Raw genomic sequence first — 14,458 nt, 5'->3', positions numbered from 1 at the left:
GCGCTCGAGGGGGGGTCCGCTCCTCCTCGCTGCCGTCGCACCAACGGATGCGCGCGGGTCGCGTGTGTTCGGCGATCGCCTGGACCCAGGCGCGCAGCGCGCGGTTCGTCGTGGGACCTTCGTTCATGGCTTTCGCCACAGCAGAATCCGTGCCGGAACACGGCCTGGCCGTGAGCCGTGCCTGGAGCGCTCGAAGCGGCGTGCTTTCTTGGCATTTCCAAGCCAAACAGCCGACGGCTTTCGCCAGTCGAGGGGCGACGTGGATCGCTGGCGCCGATTTCGTCGTCGGGCTTGCAGGTTGCGACCAGATCGCTCACTATTTCTCGCGTGCGAGAGCGAAAACGACGACCTGACGTCGTGTTCGAGCCGATCATGCGCTCTCACGCCATGAAAAATGCGGACCAGATCCTCCGCGCCGTCGCGGCGAAGGACGTCACCCTGACGCTGATCGGCGAGAGCGGCTCTGGCAAGGAGGTGCTGGCGAGGCGCGCGCACGAGCTCTCGGAGCGTCGGCGGGGGCCGTTCGTGCCCATCAATTGCGCGGCCATCCCCGACGCGCTCTTCGAAAGCGAGCTCTTCGGTCACGAGCGCGGCGCGTTCACCGGGGCGAGCGAGCGAGCGAAGGGCAAAGTCGAAGCGGCCGAGCGGGGCACGCTCTTGCTCGATGAGATCGGTGAGATGCCGATGCCGATGCAGGCGAAGCTCCTGCGATTCCTCGAGAACCGCCGGTACATGCGCGTCGGCGGCGCGACCAAGATCGAGGCGGATGTCCGGTTGATGTTTGCCACGCTGCGACCGCTCGATCAGGAGGTGCGCGCGGGTCGCTTTCGCGCCGACCTGTTCTATCGAATCCAGGGCATCACGCTCAATGTCCCCGCTTTGCGGGAGCGACGCGCCGACATCGCGCCCCTGCTGAACCAGTTCACCGCGCAGCACTCGGCGCGACACGGGGTTCGCCCGCCGAGGTTCAGCCGGCAGGCCAAGGCGCTGCTGCTCCGTTACGACTGGCCTGGCAACGTGCGCGAGCTCCGGAACGTCGTGGAGACGCTCTGCTTGCTCCGGGATGGGCGGCAGGTGCGCGTGGCCGATCTGCCCGAGGGCGTCCGTTCGCAGGGCATGCCCGAAGAAGCCGCCGCGGGCGTGTCGCGCGCCAGCACCTCGCTCGTGCTCGACCTCGACGACGGATTGGAGTCGCTCATCCAGCAGATCGTCGAGGCGGCGCTGGAGCGCGACGGGGGCGACAAGATCAAGGCGGCGGCGCGGCTTCGGATCAGCCTGAGGACGGTGCAACGCTACGTCGCAGCGGGGCGCGTGCGGGTGCCAAGTGGGCGTGTTCGTGGAGAGCAGACGGCGGCGAAGAAGTGAACCGGAGCGCCTTCCGCAAGGCGCTTCCTACCAACCTGGAAGGCTCACCCGGAAGCGGTCGAGCGCCCGCGAGGAGTACCCCTCGAAGAGGAGGTCGTCTTCACGCCCCCTGGGCTCAATCGCGCGCCGCTATCAGAATGAAGCGCTCGCGCACGCGCGCCTCGTTCGACTCGTGGCGGACGTGGATCTCGTACCGGCCCGGCTGAGCGACGGCCACGCTGAGCGGCGCGTCGCCGCGGTAGCGCGTCAGCCTGTGCGAGCAGCGCTCCTGCTGGCAGTGCTGCTCCAGCGATCCTCCTTCGCCGTCAGGCAACCTCACGCGCACGTGCTCGGGCACCTCGAGCTGGACCACCGCCGGCTCGTCCGCGTGGCGGTGGGTCCACAGATCGAGGTACATCCACGCGTCCCCTTCTTCAGGCAAGGCGATGGCAAGCTCCTCGGAGCGCTCGAACGCCGGGGATATCGCGCCCATGTCGCCCGCCACGAAGGCGGCGCTCGCCAACGCCGCGAGCGCCGGGGCCGCGAGGAAGGCCTTCCACCCCCAGAGGCTGCTCGACCGCTGCGACCCTTCTGCCGCCGCCGGGCGCTTCGGCCGCTCGGGGAGCTTGCTCAGCGCGCGCTCGACGAGCGCATCGGGGGGGGTCATCGAGCGCAGCGCCCGCATGCTCGCCTCGAGATCCTGCGGAATCGGAGGCAGTTCGCGGTCGTGCCCGCTCATGTCGAACCCTCCCGCGCCGCGACGACGCGCGGCGCCGCCAGGCGCTCATAGGCGTCGCGCAGCCGCGCGCGCCCGCGAGCGTGGCGGCTCTTCACCGTCCCCTTGGGGATCCCGAGGATCTCGGCCACGTTATCGTAACCCACTTCTTCGATGTCGCATAGCACCACCACGGTGCGAAACTCCTCCGGCAGCTCCTGGAGGCACGCAAGGAGCACTCCGGTGTCCTCGTTCAAGATCGCGGCCGCCTCCGGGCTCGAGACCTCGGCGCGAGGCAGGATGCCGAGCGCCTCGCTGCACACCTCGACGAGCCGATCGAGCAGGCCGCGGCGCCGCGCCTCGGTCCGGTAGGCCTCCAGGTACTCGTGCCGAGCGATCCCGCACAGCCAGACGCCGAGGTCCGAGCGCCCTTCGAAGGACGCCGCGTGCAGGTATGCCTTGAGCAACGCGTTCTGGAAAAGATCGTCCGCCTGGTCTCGCGCGCCGCAGAGCGAGGCGCAGAATCGATAGAGCCGGGGGAGCACCGGGCGCACCGCCGACTCGAACGCCGCACGCGATTCGCCGAGGGAGGGTCGCGATTCGGTCATGAGGGCCGTTCGAGCATCTAGAGCGTCGAAGGCCGGAACTCTAGCGTGGAATGGACGGAAGGGTAGCGCCCGCTGCTCGCGCCACGGGGGGGCGAGCAGCGGCGCCCCTAAGGAGGGGGAAATGTGCATCGGCCGCCCTGGGACGGAACGGAGCCGCGCCGAGGTTCCTGGGCGCCGCACGAAATTGTCACCTCGATCGGGAACCTCGGGCTGAGTGGTCCCGTCCTGGGCCGTGTTCTAACGAACAGCGGGCCCACATGGTGCCCCAACTCCAAGGCGAGCACCGCATGTCCAATCCGAAGATTTCTAGGACGTCGACGTCCGCGGCGTCCACATGGAGGAACGACCTGGTTTCAGGGTTCCTCGTTTTCTTGATCGCCCTACCGCTCTGCCTGGGCATCGCCATGGCGAGCGGGTTCCCCCCCATCGCGGGCGTGCTCACCGCCGTCGTCGGTGGCATGGTCGCCACCTGGCTCGGCAGCGCGCCGCTGACCATCAAGGGGCCCGCCGCGGGCCTCATCGTCATTGCGCTCGGCGCCGTCCAGGAGCTCGGCGGTGGGGACAACGCCGTGGGCTACCGCCGCGCGCTCGCCTGCATCGCCATCGCCGCGGTGACGCAGATCGCCTTCGCCCTGGCGCGCGCGGGCACGCTCGGCGACTTTTTCCCCTCCTCGGTGGTCCACGGCATGCTGGCGGCCATCGGGATCATCATCTGCTCGAAGCAGGTCCACACGCTCGTCGGCGTCACGCCTTCGGCGAAAGATCCGCTCCACCTGATCCTCGAGATCCCGCGCAGCCTGTCGCGCCTGAACCCCGAGATCGCCTCGATCGGCATCCTCTCGATGATCCTCCTCTTCGGCTATCCACTGCTCGCCAAGAGAGCTAGCTGGATGCAGAAGATCCCCGCGCCGATGCTGGTGCTCGCGCTGTCCGTGCCGCTCGCTTATGTCTTCGATCTCGAGCACGAGCACACGTACACGCTCGCGGCGACCCAGGCGACGTACGCGATCGGGCCGAGCTTCCTCGTCAACCTGCCGGGCAACCTCGTCCAGGCGATCGTCTTCCCGGACTTCAGCCACGTCGGCACGCCCGCGTCCGTCAAATATATCGTCATGTTCTCGCTGGTGGGCAGCATCGAGTCGCTCCTCTCCGCGAAGGCCGTCGACTCGCTCGATCCCGCGAAGAGCCGCTCCAACCTCGACAAGGATCTGCTTGCCACGGGCGTGGGCAACCTCATCGCGGGCCTGCTCGGCGGGCTGCCGATGATCTCCGAGATCGTTCGCAGCTCCGCGAACATCGGCTACGGCGCGAAGAGCCGGTTGTCCAACTTCTTTCACGGGACCTTCCTCCTCCTCTTCGTGGCCTTCGCGCCGGGCCTCATCCACCGGATCCCCCTCGCCGCGCTCGCCGCCATGCTCACCTTCACGGGCACCCGCCTCGCGTCGCCCAAGGAGTTCGCGAAGACGCTCCGCATCGGCAGGGAGCAGCTCGTCATCTTCGCGACCACGGCTGTCATGTGCATCGTCTCCGATCTGCTCGTCGGCGTCGCGGCCGGCATCGCCGTGAAGCTGCTCATTCACCTCACGAACGGCGCGCCGCTGCGCGTCGTCTTCCGCCCCGATGTGGACGAGCGCGTCGAGGAGGGGCGGGTCGTGCTGCGCGTCAAGCACGCCGCCATCTTCAGCAATTACCTCAGCATCCAGCGGAAGATCGAGAACCACGCGCAGGTTGCGAACATCGAGATCAACTTCGCGGATGCCCGCCTGGTCGATCACACGGTCATGTCCAATCTGCATGAGCTCCAGGGCGTGATGGAACGAAATGGGCGGACCTTGACCCTCGCCGGCCTCGGCGATCATTTCCAGATGTCATCCCACCCGCTCTCGGCGAGGAAGCGGCCCGTCATCAGCCCCGTCGCCGAGCGTTGAATCGAGTCGAGACGCCATGGCGCGGGAGGGGGAAGCGCGCGTGGGGCTCTCCATGAACAACCGCCACTCGGGAACCCCATGAACAGCGAGCTCTCTCAGGATCTTCGCTCGAGCGCCGCCCGGCAGAAGCACCTGTGCGACGTGGTCGAGCACGCCGGACACCTCCTGCCGGCGCAGGGGCCGATCGGCGTGTTCGTCCACCACAACACGTTGCACGCGTTCCAGCACCTGCCGTTCCACGACGCGCTCGCCGCGGCGAGCGCCGTCTTCGAGGCCGAGCCGTATCTCTCCGAGGCAGATTACCGCGCGCACATCGCGTCGGGTCGCATCGGCGACGAGGACCTCGAGGCCGCGCTCGCGGGGCGGTTCGCCGCGCGGCCGGACGAGCGCCGAGGCCCGCTGTCCCGGCACGAGATCGAGCGGCTCGCGCTGCGCCACCCGATCGACGCCGAGACCGCGGCGGGCCTCCTGTGGCGTATCTCCGAGGCGGGGGAGACGCGCAGGCTCCGGGCCGACGTCCCCGACGAGCGACGCCGGCGCATCGTCCAGAACACGGAGCGCTGGCTCGAGGCGCACCCGGAGATCGCGGCGCGCCTCCTCGACCGGGGGAGCCGCGATCCGGAGTCGCGCGCGGCCCTCGCGCTCTGGGACGCGTGCCGCGCCGTTCCGCTGCCGCCCGCCCCTCCCGTGGAGCCGCCGCTCGTCGAGCGCGTGGGCGCCGACCGGTCGCACCGCGATCTGCTGATCGAGCTCGCAGGCGAGGACCCGGCCGAGCTCGTCGATCCGCTCGTGATCCGCTTCCTTGGCGCTTACCTTGACGAGGGCATCGCGCACTGGGCGATGCCCGATCGAGCGCAGGGGCTCTGGCGCTGCTTTCGCGACATGGCGCTCGAGGGCTCCTGGCTGGCCGCTCCGGCGTTCGTCGGGCTCGACGTGGAGCTCCGCCGGCTCGACGCGGAGGCGCTGTCGCCGCCCGCCATCGCGCTGCGCGCCCTCGAGGAGCTCTCCGTCGCGGAGGATCACTGGGACGTGTACGTGACGCGCGTGCTGCTCGAGCTTCCGGGCTGGGCCGGCATGATCCACCGCCTCGAGCACACCCCGAGCGACCGGCCTCCGGGATCGCCGCCCGTGTCGCTGGTCGAGTACCTCGCCGTGCGCCTGACGCTCGCCCGGTACGCGCTGCGCGACGTCGCGCGCCGGCGGCTCGGGTACCGGGGGCCCCTCGCTGGCCTCGTCGAGCATGCCCGGCGCGCTGCACGGCCGCCTGCGCCGCCGTCGAGCTCTCCCGACCACGCCAGGCCGTTCCGCCTGTTCCAGCTCGCTCAGCTCGCCGGACTCTCGGCCGCCGAGATCGAGCCGCTGTCTACGGCGGAGCGCGTCTGGGCGCTCGAGGCGCTCGAGGCGTTCGACGAGATCGCGCGGCGCCGCGTCCTGCACGAGGCCTACGAGCACCACCACCGGACCGAGGTGCTGCACGGGATCGCCGCGAACCTCCGGCGCCCGGAGGAGGAGCGCTCCGTGGAGGCGCCGCGCTTCCAGGTCGCGTTCTGCATCGACGACCGCTGCGAGGGCCTCCGGAGGCATTTCGAGGAGCTGTCGCCGCGGCACGAGACCTTCGGCGTGGCCGGGTTCTTCGGCGTGCCGATCCGCTACCGCGGGCTCGACGACGCCGGCCACGTGAGCCTCTGCCCGGTCGGCGTGGAGCCGGCGCACGAGATCGTCGAGCGGCCGCACGAGGAGGAGGCGGGCTGGCGCCGAAAGGCTCGCCGCAAGCGCTGGGCGCGGCTCCTGCACGCGCTGGGGCGCGGTACCCGCACCATGGCGCGCGGCGTGCTGCTCACCCCGACCCTGGGCCTCCTGTCCACCGTGCCGCTCGTGGGACGCACCCTGTTTCCGCGGGCCGTGGCGAGGCTGCGCCGCGCCCTCGAGCGGCGCCTGCTCCCGCCGGTGCTGACGCGGCTCCACAGCCCGCACGACGAGGGCTCCGCCGCGGGCGGCGAGGGGCAGCCGTTCACCGCCGCGGCCAAGGCGGCCCGCGTGGCTGCCACGCTGGAGAACATGGGGCTCACGCGCATCTTTGCGCCGATCGTGGTCGTGCTCGGCCACGGGGCGACCAGCGTGAACAACCCGCACCAGTCGGCGTACGACTGCGGCGCGTGCGGCGGCCGCCACGGCGGCCCGAACGCGCGGCTGTTCGCGGCCATGGCGAACGATCCCGAGGTCCGCGTGCTGCTCGCCGCGCGCGGGATCGACATCCCGGACGGGACCTTCTTCCTCGGCGGCATGAACAACACGACGACGGACGAGATCGTCCTCTACGACCAGAACCTCGTGCCGGCGTCCCACCGCGGCGAGCTCGCGGCGCTGGTCGGGGCGCTCGACGCTGCGCGCCAGCAGCACGCGCACGAGCGCTGCCGGAGGTTCGCGTCGGCGCCGCGCGAGGGCGACGCCGCGCGGGCGCTCGCGCACGTCGAGGCGCGCGCCGCGGATCTCAGCGAGGCGCGGCCCGAGCTGGGACACGTCACCAACGCGGTCTGCGTCGTCGGCCGCCGGTCGCTCACCCGCGGGCTGTTCCTCGACCGTAGGGCGTTCCTCGTCTCGTACGACCCGACCCAGGACCAGGGCGGGACGATCCTCGAGCGCATCCTGCTCGCGGTCGGCCCGGTCGGGGCAGGGATCAACCTCGAGTACTACTTCTCCTGCGTCGACAACCGCCGTTATGGCGCCGGCACCAAGCTCCCGCACAACCTCGCCTCGCTGCTCGGGGTCATGGAGGGATCGCTGAGCGACCTGCGCACCGGGCTGCCGAAGCAGATGATCGAGATCCACGAGCCGGTGCGCCTGCTCGTCATCGTCGAGGCGAGCACGGAGACGGCAGGCGCGCTCTATGCGCGGCAGCCGGCCCTCCGCGAGCTCATCGGCAACGGCTGGATCCAGCTCGCCTGCGTCGATCCGGCGACGGGCCGGATCGCGTGCTTTACGGGCGACGGCTTCGCGCCGTTCTCTCCACCGCATCAACCCCTGCCTGCGGTCCAGCGCTCCGCCGACTGGTACGCCGGGAGGTCCGGCTTCGTTCCGCCTGCGCTCATCCGAGCCGCGTCCACGCGGCCACGTGAGGTCGTCGACCATGCTGTCTGATGTGCTCCTCGGCAAGCTCGCGGCGCTCGCCGTGCTCTCTCCGGCGGCGGCGTTCGCCGCGCTCGGCGCCTACCTGCTGCTCGTTCGCACGCCGAGCGAGCGCGTCGTGTCGCGCGTCGTGCTCTCCACGCTCGCGCTCTCGCTCGCGGCCTCGCTGGCGATATGGCTCTCGGCCATCGCGGCGCCCTACGCGTTCGTCCCGGTGGCGCTCGGCCACTGGTTCGAGCTCGGCGATTATGCGTTCGAGGTCGTCCTGCTCGTCGATCGGCTGTCGGCGACGATGATGCTCCTCGTCTCGCTGATCGCGCTCCTGGTCGGCAGGTTCTCGGTGGCCTACCTGCACCGCGAGGCGGGCTTCGCGCGCTTCTTCCTGCTCCTCGCGCTGTTCTCGACCGGGATGCTGGGGCTCGTGTCGGCGGGCACCGTCGACCTCCTCTTCGCCGGCTGGGAGCTCGTCGGCGCGACGAGCGTGCTGCTCGTGGCCTTCTTCCACGAGCGCGAGGCGCCGCCGCGGGCCGCGGTGCGCGTGTACATCACCTACCGGCTCTGCGACATCGGGTTGCTCGGGGGCGCGGTGCTCATGCACGACGTCGCCCGCTCCTCGCAGTGGGGCGAGGTGTTCGGCGGCTCGCCCTGGCCCGGGACCGCCGCGTCGCTCGGGCCCGGCGCGGCCACGGCGCTCGCGCTGTGCCTGTTCCTCGCCGCGATGGGCAAGAGCGCGCAGTTTCCCATGGGCAGCTGGCTGCCGCGGGCCATGGAGGGGCCGACGCCGTCGAGCGCGCTCTTCTACGGCGCCATCTCGGTGCACGCCGGGGTGTACCTCATGCTCCGCGCGGCTCCGCTGCTCCAGCGCTCGCTCGCCGCGAGCGTGGTGGTCGCCTGCGTCGGGGCGGCGACGGCCGTCTACGGCACGATGGTGGGGCGCGTGCAGGCGGACGTGAAGGGCGCGCTCGCGCACGCGACGATGACGCAGGTGGGGCTCATGTTCGTGGAGATCGGGCTCGGGCTCTACTGGCTCGCGCTCGTCCACCTGTTCGCCCACGCCTGCCTGCGCTGCCTCCAGCTGCTGCGCGCCCCCTCGGCGCTCCGCGACGCGCAGGACATCCGGGCCGCGCACGCCGGCGAGCCGCTGCCGCACCTCGGGCTCGCTGGCCGGCTCCTGCCGGCGGCGCTCGTGCGGCGCGCGTACTGGCTGTCCCTCGACCGCTTCCACCTCGAGGGGCTGCAGGAGCGGCTCGTCGCCGCGCCGCTGATGCGCCTCGGGCGCCTGCTCGACCAGAGCGAGCGCCGCTGGGTGGCGGCGCTGAGCGGCTGGCCTGAGCGCACCCCCGCAGCGCCCGGCGACGAGGACGCCCGCGACGCGACAGAGGGCGCGGCGGCCTTTCAGCCCCGCGCGCGCGACACGAAGAGGGCTCGCACATGAACGCCTTTCCGCTCCTCGGGACGCTCATCCTCACGCCCGCGATCGCGGCGCTGTTCGCCGCCCGGGCGCGCAGCGACGAGCGCGCGCGCCGCGTCGCCCTCATCGGCGCGGCGCTCACCCTGCTCCTCTCGCTGCTGCCGCTCGCGCTCTCGCACGCCGGCGTCGCGCTCACCGCCGGGGGGCCCGCCCTGCCGCTCCTCGGGGCGCGCCTCCGCCTCGGCCTCGACGGCTTCACCATCACCCTGCTCCCGCTGCTCGGCTTCGTCCTGCTCGCCCTGCTCGCCGCGAGCCCGCGCGCCGCGATCGATCCGCCCGGCGCCGCCGCGCTGCTCGCCACCGGCAGCGCCATCCTCGGCGTGTTCTGCTCCGTCGATCTCGCGGTGCTCGCGGCGGCGTGGGTCGCTGCCCTCGTGCCGGTGGATCGCCTGGTCGCCAGGAAGGGCGCCCAGGACCCGCTCCTCCGGCGCACCTGCCGCATCTTCCTGCTGGGGGGCACGGCGCCGCTCGTCGTGGCGATCGGCGCCATCGCCGTGCTCGCCGCGCGCCAGGGCGCCTCCCTGCCGTTCGACGTCGAGGAGATCGCCCGCGTCGGCGTCCCCGAAGCGTGGCAGTCGCCGCTGTTCGCGCTCGTCGGCATCGCGGTGCTGATGCGCATGGCCGCCGTGCCGTTCCACGGCTGGCTGCCGGTGCTGCTGGAGCGGGGGCCGCTCGGCGTGACCATCCTGCTCGCCCAGATGCAGGTCGGCGTCTGCGTGCTCGTTCGCGTGGGGGCGACGCTCCTGCCCGTGGGCTGCGCCGACGGCATGCCCATCCTCGCCGTCCTCGGCCTGATCAGCGCGCTGCACGGCGCGGTGCTCGCGCTGGTCCAGACCGATCTGCGCCGGCTGCTCGGCTACCTCGTGGCGAGCCAGAAGGGGCTCGTGCTCCTGGGGGTCGCCTCGCTGAGCCCGCAGAGCGTGAGCGGCGCGCTCCTGCAGAGCGTCGCCTTGTCGATCGCGATCACGGGGCTCACGATGGTCGTCGGCGCGATCGAGGCGCGCGCCGGTACGGCGGACACGCGCGAACTCGGCGGCCTCGTCGCCCGGACGCCCCGCATGGCCGCATTCTTCTTCCTGCTCGCGTGCGCCATGATCGGGATGCCAGGAGCGCTCTCGTTCGTGAGCGAGGACCTGCTCCTGCATGGAATCTTGCACGCCCATCCCGTGCTCGCGGTGCTGGCGTTGACGGCGGCGGCGCTCAACGGGATCACGCTGTTCCGGGCGTTCCAGCGGACCTTCCTGGGGCCGCTCCGGCGCCACCTGAAGGGCGCCGCGCTGGAGGCGCTCGTGCTTCGCGAGCGCGCGTTCCTGCTCGCGCTCGTCGCGCTCACCGTCGTCCTGGGGGTGGCCCCGGCGCGGCTGATCGCGATCCATGAGCCGGTGGTCGAGCGGGTCCTCCACGACGTGGCGCACGGCGCACAGGCGCGCCTCGCGGCAGCGGCGAACCGCCGCTTCACCGACGCGGACGGCCGAGCGCCCCGTCGTGACGGACGGCCGTAGCCATGTGCCGCGTCCGGCGGCTGGCGCGCGCTGCGCGCCGCCGCTGCCGGATGTGCCTCAGAGCAGGTAGCGCTCTCCCGAGTCGGGCAGCACGGTCACGATCGTCCCGCGCACCCTGCGCGCGATCTCCACGGCCGCGTGGACGTTGGCGCCGGAGCTCGGCCCGACGAGGAGCCCCTCCTCGCGGGCGAGGCGCCGCGCCATGCGCGAGGCGCCCGCTTCGGTCACCGTGAGGATCTCGTCGATGAGCGATCGCTCGAGGATCGCCGGGACGAAGCCGGGGCCGAGGCCCTGGATGCCGTGGGGGCCGGGGCCTCGCCCGGAGAGCACGGCGCTCTTCGTCGGTTCGACGGCGCAGATGCGGACCGCGCTGCCGAGCTGATCCCGGAGCACGCGACCGCAGCCGGTCAGCGTGCCGCCCGTGCCCACGCCGGCGACGAAGGCCGCGATGTCGCCGCCGGTCTGCGCGAGGATCTCGAGGCCGGTGGCGCGCGCGTGGGCGCCGGGGTTCGCCGGGTTCTGGAACTGCTGGCTCATCCACCCGCCGGGGGTCGCCTCGCAGATCTCGATCGCGCGGGCGACCGCGCCGGCCATGCCCTGGCCCTCGGGCGTGAGGACGATCTCGGCGCCGTACGCGCGGAGGACGTGCCGGCGCTCGACGCTCATGTCCTCGGGCATGACCACCACGCAGCGGTAGCCGCGCACGGCGGCGATCATCGCGAGGCTGATCCCCGTGTTGCCGCTCGTCGCCTCGACGATGGTCGACCCTCTCCTGAGGATCCCTTCGCGCTCGGCGCAGAGCACCATGCCGAGCGCCGCCCTGTCCTTGACGCTGCCGCCCGGGTTCATCGACTCGAGCTTGCCGTAGACGACGCCTCCGCCCTCGGGCGAGATCCGGGCGAGGCGGACGAGCGGCGTGCCGCCGATGAGCGCCAGGGCGTCCGGCACGACCGGACCAACGCGGACCGCTACAGCAGGCGGAGGAGGCGAGCTATCGCCGGGTGCGTCGGGCGGGCTCGGCGGTTCGCCGCCCGGCGCTCGAGGGGACGACATGCCGCCAGTGTACACGTGAACACGGCACCCCCGGGCACGCGCCGGAGCGCGCGCCCCCCCGGGGGCGCCGGCCCGCTTTACATCGAGATCTCCGAGAGAACCCCGTAATGATCCGAAGCGGCGACGCCGTTGCGGATCTCCTCGAAGACGACCCTCGACGAGAGGGGCTTGCCTCGCCCCTGCGCGTCCGGGCCGCGGACGAAGACGTAATCGATGCGGCGCGGGTACTCGTTCGTGATGGCCGCGAACGGGTTCCGCGCGGGATCGAAGGTGAACCCGGGGCCCTTGCCCGCCTGGTCGAAGGTGTCGGCGAAGTACACGCTCTTCTGGTTCAGGGCGTGCAGCCCCTTCATGAACCGGATCTCCGTGGCCTCGGGCTGCGCGTTGAAGTCGCCGACGACGATGGGCGGCAGGCCCTCCATGGGCGCCTCGCGCATGACGATGTCGGCCACGGCCGCGACCTGCGCCTCGCGCACGGCGCCGTGGTGGAACTTCCAGTTGAGGTGGGTGACGAAGAACGGGATCGCGCCGTGGGGCGACCCGAGCTCGGCGAGAAGGATCGAGCGCTTCTCGTCGGTCTCGCCCGTGGGCAGGGGGAACGCCTGGCTCCGCGCGATCGGCCAGCGCGACAGCACGGCGTTGCCGAAGAGCACGCCGCCGCCGAGGTCGTGCGCGGCGCCGAACGCGGCCTCGTAGCCGAGCCCGTCCGCGATGCTGTCGGCCAGCGATCGGCCCTCGTACGACAGGACCTCCTGGAGGCCGACAACGTCGGGATCGAGCTCGCGGAGCCCCTCCCGGATGAGCTCGAGGCGCGCCTCCCACGGGTCGTGGCGGTTCCAGATGTTCAGGGTGAGCACCCGGAGGGAGCTGCGAACACGGATGCCGGATCCGCCGTGCGGGGCGCCGCTGACCCCGGAGCCTTCTCGAGGACGTTCCATGTCGACGGGCTACGCCAGCTGCGCGCCCGGATCCAGCCGTGATACGAAGGGCCCGGCGCAGGCCGCTGCCCCTCCGGCGCGGAAGGGCGGCCTTGACCGGGAGAACCCTGAATGATCACATGTGCTCGTCGACGCGGGCGGCCAGGATCGGCCTCCTTCCGACCTCGGACCTCGCTCTGCATGACCGCGAGCTTCCTCCTGCTCGCGCTGGCCGCCGGTTGCGAGAGCAAGATGGATCCCAAGGAGTGCGACAAAGTCCGCGGCGACGCCTTCGAGCTGGTGAACAAGGCGCAGCACTGCAACACGGACGCCGACTGCCGTCAGAGCGAGTGGCCGGGCTGTGCGAAGCCCATCAGCAACGCGACCTTCGACAAGATCAAGCCCATGTCGGAGAGCTACAAGACGGGCAAGTGCGAGGAGCCCAACGTGGACTGCAAGCCCCCGCCGGAGTCGTACTGCAAGCAGGGGCTCTGCGTTCACCGCGAGCTCGGCACGGCGGAGGGGGCGGGCAACACGCCCACCGACCAGATCCAGATCCAGTGATCCCCGCGACGCCGTCCGCCAGCGCGCCCCGCGGGCCGCTGCGCGGCGGCGCTGCCCGCGCGTGGCGCGCGCCGGCCCGCCCCACGCGCGGGACAGCGCCGCCGGGCGCAAACGGGCGCGCCGCCTCGGTACGCGCTTGACGCGCGAACCGGCAGAGGCCACGGACGCGGCCGTGAGCGAAGGCTTCTATCGCGGCAAGCGCGTCGTGGTGACCGGCGCCGGCGGGTTCATCGGCAGCCACCTCGTCGAGGCGCTGATCCGGGAGGGCGCGCGCGTGAGGGCGCTCGTCCGGTACACCTCGGGCTCGCGGCGCGGGCACCTCGACCGGCTCCCCGAGGACGTCCTCGCGGAGGTCGAGGTCGTCCCAGGCAACGTGGAGGACGCGGGCGCGGTCCGGTCGATCGTGCGCGGCGCCGACGTCGTGTTCCACCTCGCGGCCCTGATCGGGATCCCGTACTCGTACGTGGCCCCGCAGCAGTACGTGGCGACGAACGTGCAGGGCACGCTGAACGTCCTCGAGGCGGCGCGCGAGCACGGCGCGCGCGTGGTCCACACGTCGACGAGCGAGACCTACGGCACCGCACGCTACACGCCCATCGACGAGGCGCACCCCCTGACCGGCCAGTCCCCGTACTCGGCCACGAAGATCGGCGCCGACAAGCTCGCCGAGAGCTATCACCTCTCGTTCGGCCTCGAGGTGGCGACCATCCGGCCGTTCAACACCTACGGCCCGCGGCAGTCGTCGCGCGCGATCATCCCGAGCGTGATGCAGCAGCTCGCGGCCGGCAGCGCCGCGCTCCGCATCGGGAGCACCACGCCGGTGCGGGACCTCAACTTCGTGACCGACACCGTCGCCGGCTTCCTCCTCGTCGGATCGAGCGCGCGGGCCGTGGGGCAGACGCTCAACGTCGGGAGCGGGCGCGCCATCTCGATCGGCGATCTGATCCGGCTCATCTTCGAGGTGACGGGCAAGCGCGCGGAGCTCGTGACGGACGAGGCCCGGGTGCGCCCTGACGCGAGCGAGGTCATGGTGCTGCTCGCCGACTTCCGTCGCGCCGCGGAGCTCGTCGGCTACGCGCCCCGCGTGCCGCTCGAGGAGGGGCTCGCGCGGACGTACGCCTATGTCGAGCGTCACCTCACCGATTACCGGCCGCGCGAGTACGCGATCTGACGCGCGTCGCCGCGCGGCCGGGGGCCAGCGCCTCGCGCGCCCTCTCCGCGAGGCGCCGG

At 71.8% G+C, this 14,458-nt stretch carries 11 protein-coding genes; 7 read left to right on the top strand and 4 right to left on the bottom strand.

Annotated features, from left to right (window positions below; translation table 11 throughout):
- Window positions 1-177 precede the first annotated feature (177 nt).
- Window positions 178-1,365 (top strand): sigma-54 interaction domain-containing protein, encoded by a 1,188-nt coding sequence (locus WMF19_RS27200; protein ID WP_437893023.1) that lies wholly within the window; start codon window positions 178-180, stop codon window positions 1,363-1,365.
- Window positions 1,366-1,480: 115 nt separating this feature from the next.
- Here WMF19_RS27200 and WMF19_RS27195 read toward each other — a convergent pair whose 3' ends face one another.
- Window positions 1,481-2,083, bottom strand: coding sequence for a hypothetical protein (locus tag WMF19_RS27195; protein WP_437893022.1), 603 nt, complete (start codon window positions 2,081-2,083; stop codon window positions 1,481-1,483).
- Window positions 2,080-2,667 (bottom strand): RNA polymerase sigma factor, encoded by a 588-nt coding sequence (locus tag WMF19_RS27190; RefSeq protein WP_437893021.1) that lies wholly within the window; start codon window positions 2,665-2,667, stop codon window positions 2,080-2,082. The genes WMF19_RS27195 and WMF19_RS27190 overlap by 4 nt, the downstream gene beginning before the upstream one ends.
- Window positions 2,668-2,954: 287 nt before the next feature.
- Here WMF19_RS27190 and WMF19_RS27185 point away from each other — a divergent pair, with 287 nt between their 5' ends.
- The 4 genes from WMF19_RS27185 to WMF19_RS27170 all read left to right on the top strand — a co-directional run bounded on the left by WMF19_RS27185 (window position 2,955) and on the right by WMF19_RS27170 (window position 10,694).
- A complete protein-coding gene (locus WMF19_RS27185) occupies window positions 2,955-4,595 on the top strand; it encodes a SulP family inorganic anion transporter (protein WP_437893020.1) in 1,641 nt (546 codons plus the stop codon).
- A gap of 78 nt (window positions 4,596-4,673) precedes the next feature.
- Window positions 4,674-7,733: a YbcC family protein gene (locus WMF19_RS27180; protein WP_437893019.1), complete on the top strand. Its 3,060-nt coding sequence runs from the start codon at window positions 4,674-4,676 to the stop codon at window positions 7,731-7,733.
- Window positions 7,723-9,156, top strand: coding sequence for a proton-conducting transporter transmembrane domain-containing protein (locus WMF19_RS27175; protein WP_437893018.1), 1,434 nt, complete (start codon window positions 7,723-7,725; stop codon window positions 9,154-9,156). The genes WMF19_RS27180 and WMF19_RS27175 overlap by 11 nt, the downstream gene beginning before the upstream one ends.
- Window positions 9,153-10,694: a complex I subunit 4 family protein gene (locus tag WMF19_RS27170; RefSeq protein WP_437893017.1), complete on the top strand. Its 1,542-nt coding sequence runs from the start codon at window positions 9,153-9,155 to the stop codon at window positions 10,692-10,694. Before WMF19_RS27175 ends, WMF19_RS27170 begins: the two co-directional genes overlap by 4 nt.
- A gap of 57 nt (window positions 10,695-10,751) precedes the next feature.
- Here the strand turns inward: WMF19_RS27170 and cysK are convergent, their stop codons facing one another.
- Both cysK and WMF19_RS27160 read right to left on the bottom strand, forming a co-directional pair.
- Window positions 10,752-11,642 (bottom strand): cysteine synthase A, encoded by an 891-nt coding sequence (cysK, locus tag WMF19_RS27165; RefSeq protein ID WP_437893016.1) that lies wholly within the window; start codon window positions 11,640-11,642, stop codon window positions 10,752-10,754.
- A 182-nt stretch (window positions 11,643-11,824) separates the two neighbouring features.
- On the bottom strand, window positions 11,825-12,685 hold the full coding sequence (locus tag WMF19_RS27160; RefSeq protein WP_437322798.1) for an endonuclease/exonuclease/phosphatase family protein: 861 nt from the start codon (window positions 12,683-12,685) through the stop codon (window positions 11,825-11,827).
- A 180-nt stretch (window positions 12,686-12,865) separates the two neighbouring features.
- Here WMF19_RS27160 and WMF19_RS27155 point away from each other — a divergent pair, with 180 nt between their 5' ends.
- Window positions 12,866-13,228, top strand: a complete 363-nt coding sequence (locus WMF19_RS27155) for a hypothetical protein (protein WP_272093682.1) — start codon at window positions 12,866-12,868, stop codon at window positions 13,226-13,228.
- Between the two features lie 172 nt (window positions 13,229-13,400).
- Window positions 13,401-14,399 carry an SDR family NAD(P)-dependent oxidoreductase gene (locus WMF19_RS27150; RefSeq protein ID WP_437893015.1) on the top strand — a complete coding sequence of 333 codons (999 nt, stop codon included), beginning with the start codon at window positions 13,401-13,403 and terminating at the stop codon, window positions 14,397-14,399.
- Window positions 14,400-14,458: the final 59 nt, after the last annotated feature.

Origin of the sequence: Sorangium sp. So ce124 (assembly GCF_051525235.1) — a bacterium.
In the GTDB taxonomy this organism is placed as follows: Bacteria; Myxococcota_A; Polyangia; order Polyangiales; family Polyangiaceae; genus Sorangium; species Sorangium atrum.
The sequence above is the reverse complement of the archived record's forward strand: the minus strand, read 5'-3'. Positions and strand labels throughout refer to the sequence as shown.